The following is a 17,336-nucleotide window of genomic DNA, read 5'->3' on the forward strand; positions in this document are numbered from 1 at the left end:
TCCCCGACTTCTAGGGGGCGGGTTCACCCAAATTCAACGGCAAAAATCGAGAATTTCATAAACCCGCCCCCGCCCAACAAACAATACAAATGTACCCAATTTTTTAAGATTAAATGTTGCTTTAAATAACGGCGAAGGAGGGCGGGTTTATGAGATTGTTTATGGGTTTCATAGATGTCGGCGAACCCGCCCCTACAACAATTGTGACTTAGCCTTCGGCTGTCAACATATTAAATTGTTCGGTATCAATGCGATTTGCTTGATACAAAATCTCAGCTATTTCAGAAAGTGCTAGCACAGAATGTGCGCGATAACCGTTAGCCTTCAATTTATCTTTCACTCCCTGTTCGTGGTCAATCAAAACCACAATATCTTCCACATTCAACCCCGCAGATTTTAACTTCCCCGCACCTTCCATCACGCTTTTACCGCTAATCAAAATATCATCGACTACGACAATCGTTTCTCCAGGCTGAAAATGCCCCTCAATTAACTTACCCGCACCGTAGGTTTTCACTTCCTTGCGCGGGAAAATCATCGGGCGTTCCATTCGCAATGCTAAACCCGTTGCTGTAGGTAAAGAACCGTAGGGAATGCCCGCAATGCGATCGAATTTTAAGTCTTTGAGAATGTCTGCGTAGGCGCTGACAATTTGATGGAAAATTTGTGGAGTTGAAATGATTTTTCGCAAGTCAATGTAATATGGAAATACAGCGCCCGATGCTTGTACGTGGTCGCCAAAAACTACGCAGCCAATGTCATAAAGTTGCAAGATTAAATCGCGGTTGGGTTCCGGTTGCAAAAAGCAAACATCCGGTAGCCACAATTCGCAAGTCGGACTTCCTTCGATCGCGCGCAGCCTCTCTTTGTTAATATTATCCCGTAATTTCTCAATTTCTCGGCGTGGCTCTTTCCCCGCCAACAAACTTGGGGGGACTGGCAGCAATAAACCCTCACCATTCTTGCTTAAACCGGCCGCCAGCAGTTGCGCGAGGTCGTTTTCTTCTGTCAAGTGATTTTCTCCGGCGATGTCTCCTTCAACTAAAATCAGCCGTTCGGGAGCAGCTTGGCGGATTCGCGCCAACATATCCGGCATTACTCCTACTGCTAAACCCAGTTGTTCGGGAGTTCCCCAAGTCTGAGATACTCGGACTAATTGCAAGTAGAAAGGGTTTTCTGCTGTCGGATATTCTTGCAATTCGGCGGCGGACGGGTTGGCCGTGGCACAGAGGACAAAGACTGTTTTTCCGGGATATAATAAAAATGGCGCTACTTCATCGAATCCCGCGTAAGGACTTAAGGTAACAGCGTCAAATTGCCAGTCTTGAAATACGGTTTTGGCAAACACGGCGCTGCTGTTTAAATCGCTGTGTTTGGCATCTAAAATTACTGGTATGTGTTCGGGAATAATTGTTAATATTTGTTGCAGCAGTTGCCAGCCGGGAATGCCGAGAGATTGATAAAAACCGAGGGTGATTTTGCAGGCGCAGATTAAATCGGCTGTTTGGTCGATCGCACTTTTGAGCCTTTTCAACAAATCAGTTACAAAACTTTGAGTTTCATCGACAGTCATCGAAACCAGTGCTGGCAAGGTTTCCGGGTCGGGATCGAGGGCTAAATACAGCAGACTTTGATTGATTTCAACAGCCGCTAACAGTTTATCAAAAAAATTTGTGCGATCGCTCATAGTTGGTTTGTTTGGTAACGAAAAATTACAAATTAACATCAGAAAGTGGGATTGGTGTTGTGCCGGAATAAACCGATCGCCGTTGAAGTTTAAATTAAGAATCTTTTATAATTGTAGAAGGTAAAGACCATGAAATCTGTAACTTTGGGAGCGATTTCATTCGGACTGATATTCGGGTTGGCTACAGCGGTGATTGCAGCGAACCCCCAGCAAATCAACCAGTTGCGGCAAACTAACCAATGTCCGGGATGCGATTTGAGAAGCATTCCCCTCCAGCAAGCGAGTTTAGCAAATGCCGATTTGCAAGGGGCAGATTTGAGAGGCTCGAATCTCAGAGAAGCTAATTTAGCTGGGGCAAATTTGAGTGGGGCTTCACTCAGCGGGGCTTCTTTGCGGCAAGCTAATTTAGCAGGTGCTGATTTGACTGATGCTAATTTGACCGGAGCCGATTTGACGGGGGCCAATTTGGAAAATGCTAAGCTGAAAGGGGCTACTTGGGTTGACGGTAGTATTAAATAAGCTGTTGTATCGCCTTTCTGGTGTAACATGAGCTGCTAATAGGGCATAGGGCATAGGGCATAGGGCATACCTCATTTATTTGAGAAAGGCTGTACACTTAAATTGAACTTTTGGGCAGCGTCGAAGGCTACCGCACAAGACTTAAAAGAAAATAAGTGTACAATAAATAAAACCCCAAGCTAAAGCAATGTCGGCTTTAGAATGTGGACAGTAATTCAACAGTTGACAGTTGACAGTTGACAGTTGACAGTTGATAGTTGGAAAGCGACTTCTACCTAAAACGAAGAGGATTGGAGTAATGAATAGTTTGAGTTTAATTTCTCCCTCAAAGGGTTCCGGCTTTCAACCAATTCTTGCTGGTAAATCGATCTAATTAAACGTGAAATACGGATAGCTAAAAAGCTGGCTGTGTATCTCTTTTCCCTCCTTCTTACTTCTCCCTTCTCCCTTCTCCCTTCTTCCTTCTTCCTTCTTCCTTCTTCTTTCTCCCTTCTACTTAATGATAAATTCGATCGACTTTTCGACTTGGGACGAGTTACTAAAACGCTACGTTGACGATTTCGGCCGCGTCAATTATCGGCACTGGAAAGCTGAAGGGGCGGAGGTTTTGAGCAATTGGCTGGGAACTTTGGCGGATGTAGATTTAGCTGCTATGACTGATGCGGATGCGCGGTTGGCGCTGTGGCTGAATGCGTACAATGCGATCGCAATTTCCCAAGTAATCGAAGTATACCCGATCGCCTCCATCCGTCCCAAAATTTTAGGAATCCCCAACTGGCTGGGCTTTCTGGAATTCTTCACCCGTTCAAATTCAATTATTGGCCGCAAAAAGTACAGTCTCAATCAAATCGAACACGCAATTTTGCGCCCGGAATTTGCCGAAGCGCGCATTCATTTTGCCTTAGTTTGCGTTTCCGTCGGATGTCCGTTGTTGCGCCGCGGCGCTTACTTCCCCGAGTCTGTGCGAACTCAACTGGAGACGGATGCGAATAGTTTTATCAAGAATCCCGATAAAGTGCGGTACGATGCTGGGAAAAAGACGCTTTATTTGAGCAAGATTTTTGAGTGGTACGGCGAGGATTTTGTCAAGAATGCGGGTTCGGTAGCTGCCTATGTGGGCGGTTATTTGGGCCCGGAGGTGGGTGTAAGCGATGAATGGGCGATCGTTTTTTTGCCCTATGATTGGAATTTAAATCAAGTTTAGAACCACCGCAGATGTAAAGCAGATGAACACGGATGAACGCAGATAATTTTAAGAGATTTTGCCTGATCTCTCGCTCTAGCAATACCTTTGAAAATCACTATAAACCAATCATATACTGGAATTGCAAAAATCGCCAACTATCTTGAAAATATCCGCGTTCATCCGTGTTTATCTGCCTTACATCTGCGGTTACTCTATCAATCAACAATTTAGGCAATTCAAGTTTACTGTCTTCAAACACTCCTGTGCAACTTCAGCAGGTGTCCCAACGTCCACTGACAATCGACCGACAAGTGACATTATTATAACAATCACAGTTAAAACACTCTGGAATATTGAAAATGATTTCAGATAAATTTCGGCGCGAGTTGCGCGCAGAAGCCAAACTCTGGGAAGCAGAAGGACTCATCGACAAATCTCTCTACCAACAACTTTCGGAACGATATCAATTTCACACTCTCGAAACCGCTTCCCGCAACCAATTTCTGAGCATTCTCATCGGTTTGGGGAGCATACTTCTAGGTATAGGAGTCATCACCTTTGTAGCAGCAAACTGGCAAGTTTGGTCGCGCGAAGTGAGAGTTGCAATGCTGCTAAGCGTTTTCGTTGCAGTCAATGTGGCGGGTTTTTATTTGTGGCGCATTCCCCCTTCCCAAAACAAAAACTTAAATCCAAGTATTTTACCCGCAACAAAAGGGCGAAACAAACTTCTCGGTGAAGGATTGTTACTGTTAGGTGCTCTGATTTTAGGAGCAAATATGGCGCTGATGGCGCAAATGTTCCACATTGGCGGTTCTGCTTACGGACTTTATCTAGTCTGGGGAATCGGAGTGTTGGGAATGGCTTACAGTTTGCGGTTGACTTCGTTGGGTGTTTTGTCGGCACTTTTAATCGGTTTCGGCTATTGGCTGGCGGTGTTAGATTGGTCTTCTAAAGTTGAGTTTTCTTGGCTGGAAGTTTTGGTGCGACAAATGCCAATCGCTGCGAGTTTGATGTTTGTGCCGTTGGCTTATTGGTGTCGATCGCGTGTTATTTTTACTATGGGTGCGATCGCCATAATTTTCTCATTACAAGTTTCTATTGCCCAAGCAGCAGATGGCGGCTGGGGTGCAGCAATATTTTGTGGTTTAGCGCCCGCTTTGCTGTGGGGATACGACGATGCGATGTGGCCGAAGTTGCACAGCAGACTGTTTCAACCTACCGCCCGCAGTTTAGCACTGCTGTACTTCGCCGGTCTGTTTTACTTTCTGTCTTTCCACTGGTTTTGGCAAGATTCGCCGACACCTAGACAAACCGGGCCTGATTGGGTTTTGTTGGCAAATGTCGCTGTTTTGGGTGGTTTAGCGGTGTTGGAGTGGCTGCATTTGGGACGTTTGGAGATGGGCCGCCGCACGCAAAAAGCAGTGAATTTGACTACAGGTGCGATCGCACTTTTCATTCTCGCCAGCGCTTTCATACCGTTTTTTCACCTGACTTTTACTCCAATTCCTCAATTAGCAACTTTTCTGTTTAATGTTTTATCATTTCTGCTCGCAGTCGGCTTAATCCGAGAAGGTTTAGCTTTAGGAAACCGTCAGAGTTTTTGGGGAGGAATGGTATTGATAACTTTGCAAATTATCAGTCGAGTCTTTGAATATAACACAGAATTGTTGCTCAAATCTTTTGTATTTGTATTGTGTGGAATTGGCGTAATTGCCGCTGGCTTGTGGTTCGAGAAACACTTCGCTAAAATCGATGATTAGAAGTCAGATAGTTGTTTCACTGCAATCCGATCTTCCTAGCCCCTCGATCGAAGCATGGTCGTTTTATTGTTATCCTAAAAATTAGGTACGTTGTTGGGCTTTAGCCCTCTTTGTCTATACGTCTCAAGGAGGCTCAAGCCCAACAACATACCAATTAATCACAAATTCCCAAATACTAATATGAATACCGAAAACTCAGAAACAACCAACACTTTAATTCAGTCCCCATCCTTCACCCTTCCCCCCACTGCAAAACGGCTTCCCGGGTGGCGGCTGTGGATTCCATTGATTCTGCAAATTGGACTGATTGCCGCAGTACCGGCTCCAGCAGTTTACACTTTTGTTACTGGCAAAACTGTTGTCTTGCAAACTGCACCAGTAGACCCCTACGACTTTTTGCGCGGATATTACCAAGTTTTGAGTTATGATATTTCCGATCGCACAAATCTCGAAAAGCTCCCCGGCTGGCAAGATTTACCAGGAAAACTAGAGAAAATACCTTGTCCGCGCGGAGTTGTTTGCGAAAAACAAATATACCGTGTCAACCAAAATATCAGTTTTTATGTAATCTTAGAAGCGCCAAAAGCCGCGACAAATTCTGTCCGCCCCCAACCTTGGAAACCGACGCGCGTCAGTCTGAAAAATCCCCCAAATTTGCCAGCCAATCAAATCGCCATTCAAGGCAAATATAACGATTCGCGCATGGAATATGGCTTGGAAACTTATTATATGCCCGAGAATGAAAGGGAAAAAGTCAATGACGAGATTAGCGAAGCTCAACGGAAGCAGCGGCAGTCTTTTGTCGTAGAAGTCAAGGTTGACAAAACAGGCCATGCTGTGCCTGTGAGTTTGTGGGTGCGCGATCGCAATTATCGATTTTAGCCGGTTTTGGCACAAGCACGCGCGACGTAGCTATCCCGTAGGGAATCTACCTTACAACCTGGCTTTGAGTGTTTTTGCTTAGATATGACTGGGTAGTGGGCTTCACGACTTTCAAGCCCAAATCCCGTAAAATCGACCTGTGCGAGACAATATCCGTTACAATTGGCGATCGGATGTGAATTCAATTGCCGACAACTCAAGAGAATCCATTAAGATATATAAGACTTGCACAAATCTTGCGAATTCAAGGTTGCAAGTTCAGACTCTACTGGAGCTTCTCATGTTAGCCGAGCTAATTTCTGCCAGACGAATACTCAAAGCCCAACTCCTCGACTTCTTAGGACTTCCCGACAATTCTCAAGACCAAACAGATCGCATCGTCAGCACAATTGTATCAGTGCTGGAAGCAAATGCAGCCGAACAAGAAAGATTTTGGGAGACCTTCAAAAGTGAATTAGCCGTCGATCCGGTAGAATTAGAAGCAATGCTCAAGTGTTCAGCAGCAGAACGCCAGCAATGGATCGAACAAGGCAGGCTCCCGATCCTAGAATACCGCTCTTTTCGCAAATCGGGAATTCATTTAGAATATCCCGTTCACGACAGAAGATTCATCTTAACTCTCACGCCAACTGACATTGATAACTGGCGCAAAGAACCCAAAGGACTGATTAAAAATCATCGCCCAACAGCCGAGCCAATCAATACAGAAAACTCCGAACAAAACGAACAATCGCGAGGAGCTTTTAGTGCAGCGTGGGAAAAAATTATTTCCGACTGGAAAGAACAAGGTTCGGCGGAAATTTCAGCAACTTTCCAGTTAGCTTACTGGACAGTTTGGGCGTCGCGGTGGGCAAAAGAAAATCAGCTTAACAGCTTTAAAGCAATTAAATCTAACGAAGTCTACGAAATTTACGAAATTCACCAGCAAGAATGGTACGAGCGCAAAAATCAAGCAGTCAAATTACTGATTGAAATGCCCTATGCGATGCTTTACTTTTACCGTCCTCCCGGTGCTGACAAATTATATCTCGAACTGTGCGACGACCACCAAGACATGATGAAAGATGACTACTATTGGGATAAGTGGGATTTTTTCTATCAAAACCGGAAACTGGTAAATAAGTGTCGCGAATGCGTGTACTGTGAAACAAAGGATTATTATTCGCTTTACTACCTGGAAATTAAGAGCGATAAGTTTCCAGATTTTAGTTTTTCTTACCACACGCCGTACACAATCGGTCGCAAATTTTTGCCACATCCCGAAACGCTTCCTGCTGTAGACCACGTAGAACAAGATGGTATTTTTCGGTTTGGCCGCCCGCTACTAGAACAGGAGAAAGTTATTCACACAGAAAAGGATGTATTGCTTAAGTTTGAAGCAGCTTTGGCTGAAGCGAAAAAGTTTGTTTAGTCAACAGTCATGGACGCAAATGTCACATTAAATCCAGGTACGTAGTTGCGCTTGAGCGCTCTTTGATCTATATAAAGAAAGAGCGCCCAAGCGCAACTACGTACCTATTTTTGAACTTGCTCTTTCCTAGATATACAGAAAGAGCGCTCAAGCGCAACAACGTACCTATTTTTTAACTTGCTCTTGCTTATATATAAAAGAAAGAGCGCTCAAGCGCAACAACGTACCTATTTTTTAACTTGGATAACTTGAATGCTGCCGCCAGCATAAAGTTTAGGTTGTTCGCTTTCTTCTGAATTGTAGAGTTGAAATCCCACTTGGGCCAACAAACTCTCCAAGTCAGTTTCAATCAACTGCCAAGCAGTTTCAGTCTCAAACAACCACAAAAATACAGCCAACCCCGGCCACAATAGCAGATTTGTGGGCCGATGAAAATCTACCAAAGTGAATAGACCACCGGGCTTGAGCACGCGGTATACTTCTTGAAAAATTTGCCTCAACTGTAACGGCTGCATTTCGTGCATCGCAACGCTGCTGTGTACTAAATCAAAATGATTGTCGCCAAAAGGCATCGATTCGGCAAAAGCTTCTACATAATTGGCTGATGGCACATTTTTTCTTGCCCGTTGCAGCGATAATGGTGAAGCGTCAAGTCCTGTGACATCCTGGGAATATTGCACGAGAAATTGCGTAGTTTGACCGCTACCGCAACAAAGGTCTAAAACTTTAGTTTTCGCGCCCAGGGTCACATTTTCCAAGGCTAGCTGCCTAAAACGAGTTTCGCCACCTACGCTCAAAGCAGCCAGACGCGCGATCGCATCGTACAGCCACTGATACCTATAACTTAAATCTCTCAAAATTGTTGCCATATTCAAAATTATGTATATCTTGCTATCGACTTAAGATATTATTAAGTTATATGATAAAAATAACTAACAGAACTGAGACGATGGGAGAGGCGTAACCGCTATGGGCCGTGTAGGAGTATTACTATTAAACTTGGGCGGGCCCGATCAAATCGAGGATGTCCGTCCTTTCCTGTTCAACTTGTTCGCTGACCCGGAAATCATTCGCATTCCGTTTCCGTGGATGCAGAAACCGCTCGCCTGGTTGATTTCGACTCTGCGTTTTAAAAAATCCCAGGAAAACTACCGCCAAATCGGTGGCGGCTCTCCTTTGCGGCGGATTACCGAAGAACAAGGCTTGGCGCTGCAAGAACTTTTGCAGTCTAAGGGACAAGATGCCAAAGTATATGTGGGGATGCGTTACTGGCATCCTTTTACTGAAGAGGCGATCGCCAAAATAAAGCGCGATCGCATCGAACAATTGGCAATCTTGCCATTGTATCCTCAATTTTCGATCAGCACCAGCGGTTCTAGCTTCCGACAGCTAGAAGAAATGTGGAACCAAGATCCAGATCTCAACCAGATAGAATATACCGCGATTCCTTCTTGGTATCACCGACCAGGCTACCTTCAGGCAATGTCGGAATTGATCGCCCAAGAATTAGATAACAGTCCAAATCCCGATCGAGTTCACATCTTTTTCAGCGCCCACGGCGTCCCCCTCAGCTACGTAGAAGAGGCTGGAGACCCATATCAGCGGGAGATTCAAGATTGTACTCGTCTGATTATGGAACATTTGAATCGATCGAACGAACATACACTAGCTTACCAAAGTCGGGTTGGCCCGGTGGAATGGCTCAAGCCTTACACCGAAGAAGCGATTACCGAATTAGCAGAAAGTGGAGTTCAAGATTTGTTGGTAGTTCCAATTAGTTTTGTTTCCGAGCACATCGAGACTCTGCAAGAAATTGACATGGAGTATCGAGAATTAGCAGAAGAGTCGGGGATTGAAAATTTCTATCGAGTCCCTGCATTGAATACTCATCCGGTATTTATTGAAGCCTTGGCAGATTTAGTAATCGAGTCGATAGAATCTCCGAGCGTTAAATTTGCGGATGTGATACGCCCTTCCAAGAAAGTTAAAATGTACCCTCAAGAGCAGTGGGAGTGGGGTTTGACGACGGGGGCGGAAGTCTGGAACGGTCGTGTAGCAATGATTGGTTTTATAGCATTAGTGATCGAGTTAATTACGGGTCAAGGCCCGCTACACTCGATCGGCTTGCTTTAGATCTTTAGGTGCAGATGAAGCCTGCAATCCGAACCAACAGCAGACAAAGAATCTCAATATAAAACCCGCCCCGCGTATCTAAAAACCGCAAGAGGGCGGTTTTTGTATCGAGATTAAATTCATTGAATAAAAGGTACGTAGTTGCGCTTCAGCGCTCCGAAAGGTACGTAGTTGCGCTTCAGCGCTCCGAAAGGTACGTAGTTGCGCTTCAGCGCTCCGAAAGGTACGTAGTTGCGCTTCAGCGCTCTTGCTTTTATATAACGATCGCGAATTAAATAATTTACACAAAGAAAGTGGGATTGGCCAGAAGATCTCGTCCTTTCTGGACGGGCGGGACGCCCATCCCACAATAACAATAAAGATTGTAAGTTATTTAATTATCATTCCTAAGAAAGAGCGCTCAAGCGCAACTACGTACCTAAAAATTAATCTGGATTGCGCTTGTGGCGGCGGGGATTTCCCCCATCCCCCGGTACTCCCTGACTTCTGTACCAGCGGTACCACTCCTTAGAACTGCGAATAGCCAACCACAGCAGCAGCATAGCAATTAACGCACCCTCTTTCGGGGCGTCAAAGGCAAACAAAACCAAGGAAATACACAGAACATCTTGCAGGAAAATCACCCAAATCGGTAAAATATGTAGTCGGTAAAGCCATCCTGCTTGTACCAGTTGCAGCACTAAAGCCAGCAAACCTCCGACAATACCAATGATGCACAGCATCCCAGGGTGAAGAATCATTTCGTCGATCGCACTTACCTGAGCGATCGCAATTCCCATAATTGCTCCTACAATAGGACTAAAAATAATTTGCACAACTTGCAGCACCCGCTGTCCGACAAAGGTTTTAGAAGCAAATACCTCCAACAGCGACCAACTCACCAAGATAGATATCACCACTTGGGGGTGAACGCGAGACAATAGAGGTATTTCTGACCAAAGTTTGTCAATCCGCAACAAACCAATCAACAGCAGGGGAAGGGCAATTCTCATACCCCCCGCCGCAGACGCAGAGAGCGCGGCTAGGAGTCCAACCATCATAATAATTTAGTTTATAGCGTTTGCTAAAGCGTCGATGATTTCAGAATATAATTCCCCTGGTGGCTGGCGGTGATTTGAGCGATCTCTCCTCAAATTGCTGCTTGAGCTTAAATATCACCCTCTATTTTAACTGTATCTGCTGAATTGCTGCTTGGGACTGCCAGATTGTCGATCGACAATCAGACAGAAGCCACTTATACAGTTATTGTAGAAGGTAGAAGGCAGTTATCCAGAATCAACCTGCGATCGTGATTAAATTAGAAAGTATCGAAAAACCAGCAGTTAAGCCAAAATAATTAAATTTAAAATACCACCTAACCCAGAGCTTTCCGGCAAATTATTCTCCTATCTTCCCTCTTTCTTCTTCCTTCTTCCTTCTTCATTGTTCCTTTTCCCGTCTTTCCTCTTCCTTCTAGCTTCTTCCTTCGGTCAACTGTCAACTGTCAACTGTCAACTGTCAACTGTCAACTATTCTTATGTCTGAATCATTATTTGCCGATGCCAGCCGCCGACTAGAACGAGCCTTAAAATATGTATCCCTTTCCGAGGATACTAGCGAGCGGCTCAAATATCCCAAATCCAGTTTAATCGTATCAATTCCCGTGCGGATGGATGACGGTTCCCTGCGAATTTTCCAAGGTTATCGAGTGCGCTACGACGATACCAGAGGCCCGTCGAAAGGAGGAGTGCGCTACCACCCGAAAGTATCCCTCGATGAAGTGCAATCACTGGCATTTTGGATGACATTTAAATGTGCAGTGCTCAACATACCCTTTGGAGGAGCCAAAGGCGGAATCACAGTCAATCCCAAAGAATTATCCAAACTCGAATTGGAAAGATTGAGTCGGGGTTACGTAGATGCGATCGCAGATTTTATCGGCCCAGATGTCGATATTCCCGCACCGGATGTCTACACCAATCCCATGATTATGGGTTGGATGATGGATCAGTACAATATTATTAAGCGGCAGCTCAGTCCGGCGGTTGTGACAGGTAAACCAGTGACAATCGGTGGCAGTTTAGGCAGAGATACCGCTACCGCCACCGGCGCTTTTTTTGTAATTCAAAATCTCCTACCCAAATTTAACCGAACTCCGTGGGAGACAACGGTAGCCGTCCAAGGTTTTGGTAATGCCGGAGCCGAATTAGCAGAATTGCTCTGGAAAGCAGGTTACAAAGTTGTGGCTGTCAGCGATTCCCAAGGGGGAATTCATGCGAAACAAGGGCTGGATATTCCCAGCATCCGCCACTTCAAAGAAGCTAACAAAGGTATCAAAGCTATTTACTGCGAAGGTTCTGTCTGCAATATTGTCGAACACGAAATCTTGACAAACGAGCAGCTTTTAGCCTTAGATGTAGACGTGCTGGTTCCAGCAGCTTTGGAGAATCAAATCACTGCACAAAATGTCAATGATGTCAAGGCTAAGTTTATTTTTGAAGTAGCAAACGGGCCGATAGATTCTGCTGCTGATTTGATTTTGGAAGCGCGGGGAATTCAGGTGTTCCCGGATATTTTAGTCAATGCCGGGGGCGTGACGGTGAGTTATTTTGAGTGGGTGCAAAATCGCAGTGGGCTTTATTGGACGCTGGAGGAAGTCAATCAGCGGTTGCAGCACAAAATGGTTGAGGAAACTGAGGCAATTTGGACAAAATCTCAGGAATTGTCGGTTTGTATGAGAACTGCTGCTTACGTGTACGGTTTGCAACGACTCGGAGAAGCTATGAATGCGAAGGGAACGCGGGATTATTATCTAAACGGTTGACGGAATGCTGGGAAGTGCGATCGAACGAACAGGCTAGAAGCTTGTTCCACAACAACAGGCTAGAAGCTTGTTCCACAACAACAGGCTAGAAGCTTGTTCCACAACAACAGGCTAGAAGCTTGTTCCACAACAACAGGCTAGAAGCCTGTTCCACAAAAAAAAGATTGAATATGATTGTGGGGCGGGCTGCGGCGAGGCTCAGAACAGGTAGCAGCTAATTATCAAAAATTTGGTGGACGCAGATTGACTAATATTATTTGATAATGTAAAGTAAAATGTTAAGGGTCGCAAGATTTAAAAACTATGTGCGGCAAGGGGTCTCCTGTGAACTCGATCGAGTTTAACGGGAGAGAACGTAAAAAAAATTCCAATCATTAAAACTATATAGGCTACTCTAATGAGACAACCTTTATTTGGCAAGCTCGCCGCGGCAGCGATCGTTATAGGTACATCGGGTGTTTTTTCGCAGCCGAGCCAAGCTCAAACCAGAAATCAATTTTTCTGCGGGATTAGCGAAGGCAAACCAGCAACCATCGTCCGCACGGCCGCTAAAGGCCCCGTACCGCTGATAGTTTGGAACAATGAAGCTTTTTCCGGTTCAGGTTGGACTCCCAAACGGCGCTGCGAAGACGTATCGGCTAGATTTCAACGGTTTAACGATAACGGTCAACTCCGATTCATGAGAGCGGGGACTTTCAATGGTCAACAAGTATTGTGCGTCGATAGAGTCAGAGGTAGCGGGAACTGTTCGAGTGCTGAAGCAATAGTGCTGACAGTACCCCGGCCCAACAATGCCAACCAGATTCTCGAAGAAATGCTCAACACCCGCAACCGCGCCTCCAAGCAGCCGCTTTACCTGAGTGGGGAAAAGCAACTGGTAACATACGAAAATGGCTTTGCTAACGTCAATCTCAATCAATGGTTTGAAAACGAACTACCAGACAACGAGCGTTTGTGGTAAAAGTAGCAAAGAAACTGCGAGCTAAACAAACATGGATTGGCGTTCACTAATCTTGGCAACTTGTATCAGTGGCATCTCAATGATTTTGCCTGCACAACTTCCGCGTGCCAAAAATTTCTTAAAACAGATGCCAGTCGAAATGTCGCAACAGCAATTGCAGCAACAAGCTGAGTCTATCGCTGTTAGGGTGCGATCGTCTGGACAAGTTGCCGGAACGGGAATCGCCATTCGCAAGCAGGGTTCGCAGTACACCGTACTGACAAACGAACACGTCCTCAAAGCCGGCAAGGCTCCCTACCAAATCCAAACCCCAGATAATAAAATTTACCCTGCAATCTTCGTCAAAGACGCTAATTTTAAAGGCAATGATTTGGCGTTGTTGCGCTTTACTAGCAGCGTTGAATATACCACTGCTAAGCCGGGTGCCGTACCAAAAGTTGAGGATGCAGTATTTGCAGGTGGGTTTCCTTTGACAGAAGAAGGTCAAAAAGACCGAGGATTTGTCTTCAAAACTGGCAAAGTTTGGCGAGTGTTAGATAAAGCTTTGGAAGGTGGCTATCAAATTGGTTACACCAATGAGATTGAAAAAGGGATGAGCGGCGGGCCGCTGCTGAATGTTCGCGGCGAGGTGGTGGGGGTTAACGGCGTCCACGCTTACCCGCTGTGGGGAGACCCATACCAGTATAAAGATGGCACTGAACCGAATGCAGCGCTGCGAGAGCAGATGAGTAAGTACAGTTGGGGAATTCCGATCGACACTTTTAAGCAGCTAGCACCTTCAGGGCTGGAAATGACAACCAATTCTGTGAAAAAATAGGCGCGATTGAGTGTGCGATATTTCGTGCTTTGGCTTGGTGGCGATTTGAGCGATCGACAATATATACAAACCCGCCCTACTATTCCTTAAACTAAACTAAATAATTGGACAGTCACTAACCCCAGCTATCAAGGCGTGGGGCTTGAAAGAGGAAGACTCACCACCTTCTTGATTCAAGACTAAAACAGTGTCTAGCCTACGTCCTTAAAAGACAGACTGAACTGCCTGGGAGTGGTATCCTGCAAGACGTTAAGAATGCCTCTCTAGTTTTTAACCGCTCTGGCAGTCAGTGGCGAAGGGAAATATACACCTAGAAATAGGACTTACCGTAAATGTTTGTACCCGTTGTCAACAGTGAAAATAGACCGTTAATGCCGACTACCAACGCCCGTGCTAAGCGTTGGATCAAATCAGGCAAGGCAACACCATTCTGGAAAAAAGGAGTATTTTGCATCCGACTAAATGCAGAACCTTCAAATCACAACTATCAACCCATAGCGGTTGGCATCGATCCAGGCAGCAAGCGCGAAGGATTTACCGTTAAATCCAAATCGCATACTTACTTAAATATCCAAACTCATGCAATTGATTGGGTAAAAGACCGTGTAGAGGTCAGGCGCAATATGCGACGATCTCGTCGATTTCGGAACACGCCGTGCCGCCAAAATAGAGCTAACAGGCTGGTTAACAAAAATCGTATCCCCCCATCCACGGCATCAAGATGGCAGTGGAAGTTAAGGATAGCTAACTGGTTGACATTGATGTTTCCGATATCGACATTTGTTGTAGAGGACATCAAGGCACAAAAGAGGAAAAACGGATCGCCCGTGTGGAATGTATCGTTTAGTCCTTTAGAAGTGGGCAAAAAGTGGTTTTACTGTGAGATTAGAAAGATTGCCCATCTTGAGATTAGATCGGGAAACGATACTTATGAGCTACGTCAAAGTTTAGGACTAAAAAAATCCAAACAGAAGCTATCGAAGAAGTTTGAGGCTCACTGCATTGATTCTTGGGTATTAGCTAATTGGTATACAGGGGGACACATTCAACCTGACAATACCAAGCTAATAGAAGTAATCTCTCTTGAGTTTCATCGCAGGCAACTCCATCGTTTGCAGCATTCTACAGGTCATATCCGCTCTCGGTACGGTGGCACTTTAAGTGCGGGGTTTAAGCGTGGTTCGATCGTTAAACATCCTAAATATGGGTTCTGTTATGTTGGCGGATGGCAAGAATCTCCTACAAAGAAAGAACCAGACCGAAAAACAATTAGCTTGCACGAGTTAAAAACTGGCAAGCGTCTAACTCAAAACGCATTACCCCCAGATTGTAAGTTTTTGGCTTACAACTCGTGGCGCATTGCAAACATTGTAAAGCCGTCCTTCTAGGACGGGGTTTCAAACCCATTTTTCTGATGACAAAATTTTATAGCAGAATTTCAACAACATTGGTAGGGGCGGTGGCGATCGTCGTCTCAGTGCAAATTCTGCCAGCACCAGCACTAGAACGAACCGAAATCGGGGAAATTGCTAAAAAATTTACAGTAATGATCGCTGGCGACTGTCAGGGATCGGGATCGATAATTGAGCGTCAAGGTGAAAATTATACTGTCCTCACAGCCAATCACGTCGTAGCAACTACTGGTGAATGCTTTATTCAAACTGGCGACGGTATGCGTTACAAAATCTACGAAGCCATAAACGTGCCGGGAACAGATTTAGCAGTGTTGCAGTTCCAAAGCAAAAATAACTACGGAGTCGCTCAAACTGCGACCTCTGCAAATTTGCAGCCTGGGTCAACAGTTTATGTAGCAGGCTATCCCAGTCCCGGACAATTTGATACCAAACGCGGCTACCGCTTTTACCCTGTCAACGTCAACGGTAGAGCCCCCGGCTCTCGTGAAGGTTACGAACTATCCTACGACGGCGCCTCTCTCCCCGGTATGAGTGGCGGCCCGGTTCTCGACAGCAACGGCCGTGTGGTAGCAACTCACGGTAAAGCTGACGTGCGGCTTCAACAGGCTGTAGAGAATTACGGCGTTCCTTTTGAGATATTTCTGGCGAGACGGAACCAAATAAGGGGCGACGCCCGATCGACCTCAGCCCAGAATCCACCCGTGCAAATAGCACCGCCACCGCCGATAACGCCAGCACCAGCACCCGCACCAGCACCCGCACCCGCACCAGCACCAGCACCCGCACCCGCACCCGCAGCCCAGCCGCCGGAAGTACAACAGTCGCAGGCTTTAGTGCCAGCACCGGAACGCATCGCAGCGAGGGAAGCGCTATCACCTGCGGAGTCGGCAATTAGTGCGATGGTGCGCGGCCAGCAAACCTATGTGGTTCGCAACCACGATTTTCTCAATTCTGTGGGGTCGATCGCCAAAACCTTTAGTATTTTATTGCCACAGGATTACAACTTTGCAATTCGCACCACTACCAGAGGCGCTTTTCACTATGCAATACCGAAATCTGCGGATATGAAAGCTTATGTCGGAGCAATTTTCTTGGAAGAAAACGCCAGTTTAAAGAATCCGGTGACTATCTCCATTGTCTGCGAAGCCACCACACCAATCAATGTTCGCCCTTCCGATCCGACTTACGGCAGAAATAATTTAGTTTGCGGTGTGGGTACCCAACGCAAGACTGCTAGCAGTCTGCCGCAGCAAAACGTAGCAACCCAGACTGCACCTGCGACAAGGCCTGCACCTACTCCCGCAGCCAGAGTAAATCCACCTCAAACTAGAGCCGCAGGGCCGATCGGGTTTTTGAGTTTAGTGAATGTTTGCAATACTTACGACCTCAGCGGTCAAAGTCCTCACCAAGAAAGAGCTTTGGAGTGGTTGCAGGGCAGGATTCCCGCGCCAACCATGCAGAAATTTGCTGAAGAGTGGCGCACTCAATTGATAGCAAGAGTCGGTAACAGGCCGATTAATTTGGTCGATGTTTGCAAAGTGTACGATCGCGCCGGCCTCCACCCGCACCAAAATCGGGCTTTGGAATGGTTGCAGCAGCAAATTCCCAAGGAAACGCTAACAGATTTCGGCAAAAAGTGGCAAAATCAAGCCGGTTCGTAGGGGAGCATTCTCCTGTTGATTGATTTACTGAATTTTGCTGCAATTATCTGAATAATGTGTTAAACTAGCAGAATATTCAGCATTATTCACTTTTGGATAAC

Annotated in this window: 15 protein-coding genes; 11 read left to right on the forward strand and 4 right to left on the reverse strand. The window is 45.8% G+C overall.

Going from position 1 to position 17,336, the window contains the following annotated elements:
• Positions 1–208: 208 nt before the first annotated feature.
• Positions 209–1,687 (reverse strand): bifunctional orotidine-5'-phosphate decarboxylase/orotate phosphoribosyltransferase, encoded by a 1,479-nt coding sequence (locus tag JGK16_RS21835; protein WP_293192520.1) that lies wholly within the window; start codon positions 1,685–1,687, stop codon positions 209–211.
• A gap of 129 nt (positions 1,688–1,816) precedes the next feature.
• Between JGK16_RS21835 and JGK16_RS21840 the strand changes: the two genes are divergently transcribed.
• The 5 genes from JGK16_RS21840 (at position 1,817) to JGK16_RS21860 (ending at position 7,445) form a co-directional block, all read left to right on the forward strand.
• Positions 1,817–2,206, forward strand: a complete 390-nt coding sequence (locus tag JGK16_RS21840) for a pentapeptide repeat-containing protein (protein WP_293192522.1) — start codon at positions 1,817–1,819, stop codon at positions 2,204–2,206.
• Positions 2,207–2,705: 499 nt separating this feature from the next.
• Positions 2,706–3,410, forward strand: a complete 705-nt coding sequence (locus tag JGK16_RS21845; RefSeq protein WP_293192523.1) for a DUF547 domain-containing protein — start codon at positions 2,706–2,708, stop codon at positions 3,408–3,410.
• Positions 3,411–3,751: 341 nt separating this feature from the next.
• Complete coding sequence (locus JGK16_RS21850; protein WP_293192525.1) at positions 3,752–5,152, forward strand: DUF2157 domain-containing protein; 1,401 nt, start codon at positions 3,752–3,754, stop codon at positions 5,150–5,152.
• A 180-nt stretch (positions 5,153–5,332) separates the two neighbouring features.
• The gene (locus JGK16_RS21855) at positions 5,333–6,034 is read left to right on the forward strand and encodes a GDYXXLXY domain-containing protein (protein WP_293184049.1); all 702 of its coding nucleotides are present in this window, start codon (positions 5,333–5,335) and stop codon (positions 6,032–6,034) included.
• A gap of 280 nt (positions 6,035–6,314) precedes the next feature.
• Positions 6,315–7,445: a hypothetical protein gene (locus JGK16_RS21860; RefSeq protein WP_293184051.1), complete on the forward strand. Its 1,131-nt coding sequence runs from the start codon at positions 6,315–6,317 to the stop codon at positions 7,443–7,445.
• A gap of 227 nt (positions 7,446–7,672) precedes the next feature.
• Here JGK16_RS21860 and JGK16_RS21865 read toward each other — a convergent pair whose 3' ends face one another.
• Positions 7,673–8,314 carry a class I SAM-dependent methyltransferase gene (locus JGK16_RS21865; protein ID WP_293184054.1) on the reverse strand — a complete coding sequence of 214 codons (642 nt, stop codon included), beginning with the start codon at positions 8,312–8,314 and terminating at the stop codon, positions 7,673–7,675.
• Between the two features lie 100 nt (positions 8,315–8,414).
• Between JGK16_RS21865 and hemH the strand changes: the two genes are divergently transcribed.
• Positions 8,415–9,578: a ferrochelatase gene (hemH, locus tag JGK16_RS21870; protein ID WP_293184056.1), complete on the forward strand. Its 1,164-nt coding sequence runs from the start codon at positions 8,415–8,417 to the stop codon at positions 9,576–9,578.
• Positions 9,579–10,003: 425 nt separating this feature from the next.
• Here the strand turns inward: hemH and JGK16_RS21875 are convergent, their stop codons facing one another.
• Positions 10,004–10,615 (reverse strand): DUF4126 domain-containing protein, encoded by a 612-nt coding sequence (locus tag JGK16_RS21875; protein WP_293192528.1) that lies wholly within the window; start codon positions 10,613–10,615, stop codon positions 10,004–10,006.
• A 317-nt stretch (positions 10,616–10,932) separates the two neighbouring features.
• The gene (locus JGK16_RS21880; protein WP_293203398.1) at positions 10,933–11,058 is read right to left on the reverse strand and encodes a hypothetical protein; all 126 of its coding nucleotides are present in this window, start codon (positions 11,056–11,058) and stop codon (positions 10,933–10,935) included.
• Positions 11,059–11,094: 36 nt separating this feature from the next.
• Here JGK16_RS21880 and JGK16_RS21885 point away from each other — a divergent pair, with 36 nt between their 5' ends.
• From JGK16_RS21885 to JGK16_RS21905, 5 genes are all read left to right on the forward strand, one after another.
• Positions 11,095–12,381: a Glu/Leu/Phe/Val dehydrogenase gene (locus JGK16_RS21885; protein WP_293192526.1), complete on the forward strand. Its 1,287-nt coding sequence runs from the start codon at positions 11,095–11,097 to the stop codon at positions 12,379–12,381.
• Positions 12,382–12,778: 397 nt separating this feature from the next.
• Complete coding sequence (locus JGK16_RS21890; protein ID WP_293184061.1) at positions 12,779–13,342, forward strand: COP23 domain-containing protein; 564 nt, start codon at positions 12,779–12,781, stop codon at positions 13,340–13,342.
• A 31-nt stretch (positions 13,343–13,373) separates the two neighbouring features.
• The gene (locus tag JGK16_RS21895; RefSeq protein WP_293184063.1) at positions 13,374–14,159 is read left to right on the forward strand and encodes a serine protease; all 786 of its coding nucleotides are present in this window, start codon (positions 13,374–13,376) and stop codon (positions 14,157–14,159) included.
• A 332-nt stretch (positions 14,160–14,491) separates the two neighbouring features.
• Positions 14,492–15,547, forward strand: coding sequence for an RRXRR domain-containing protein (locus JGK16_RS21900; protein ID WP_293184066.1), 1,056 nt, complete (start codon positions 14,492–14,494; stop codon positions 15,545–15,547).
• 26 nt (positions 15,548–15,573) lie between these two features.
• Complete coding sequence (locus JGK16_RS21905) at positions 15,574–17,235, forward strand: trypsin-like peptidase domain-containing protein (protein WP_293192527.1); 1,662 nt, start codon at positions 15,574–15,576, stop codon at positions 17,233–17,235.
• The last annotated feature ends 101 nt before the right edge of the window (positions 17,236–17,336 follow it).

Origin of the sequence: Microcoleus sp. PH2017_09_SFU_O_A, assembly GCF_020738625.1 — a bacterium.
Lineage (GTDB): Bacteria > Cyanobacteriota > Cyanobacteriia > Cyanobacteriales > Microcoleaceae > Microcoleus.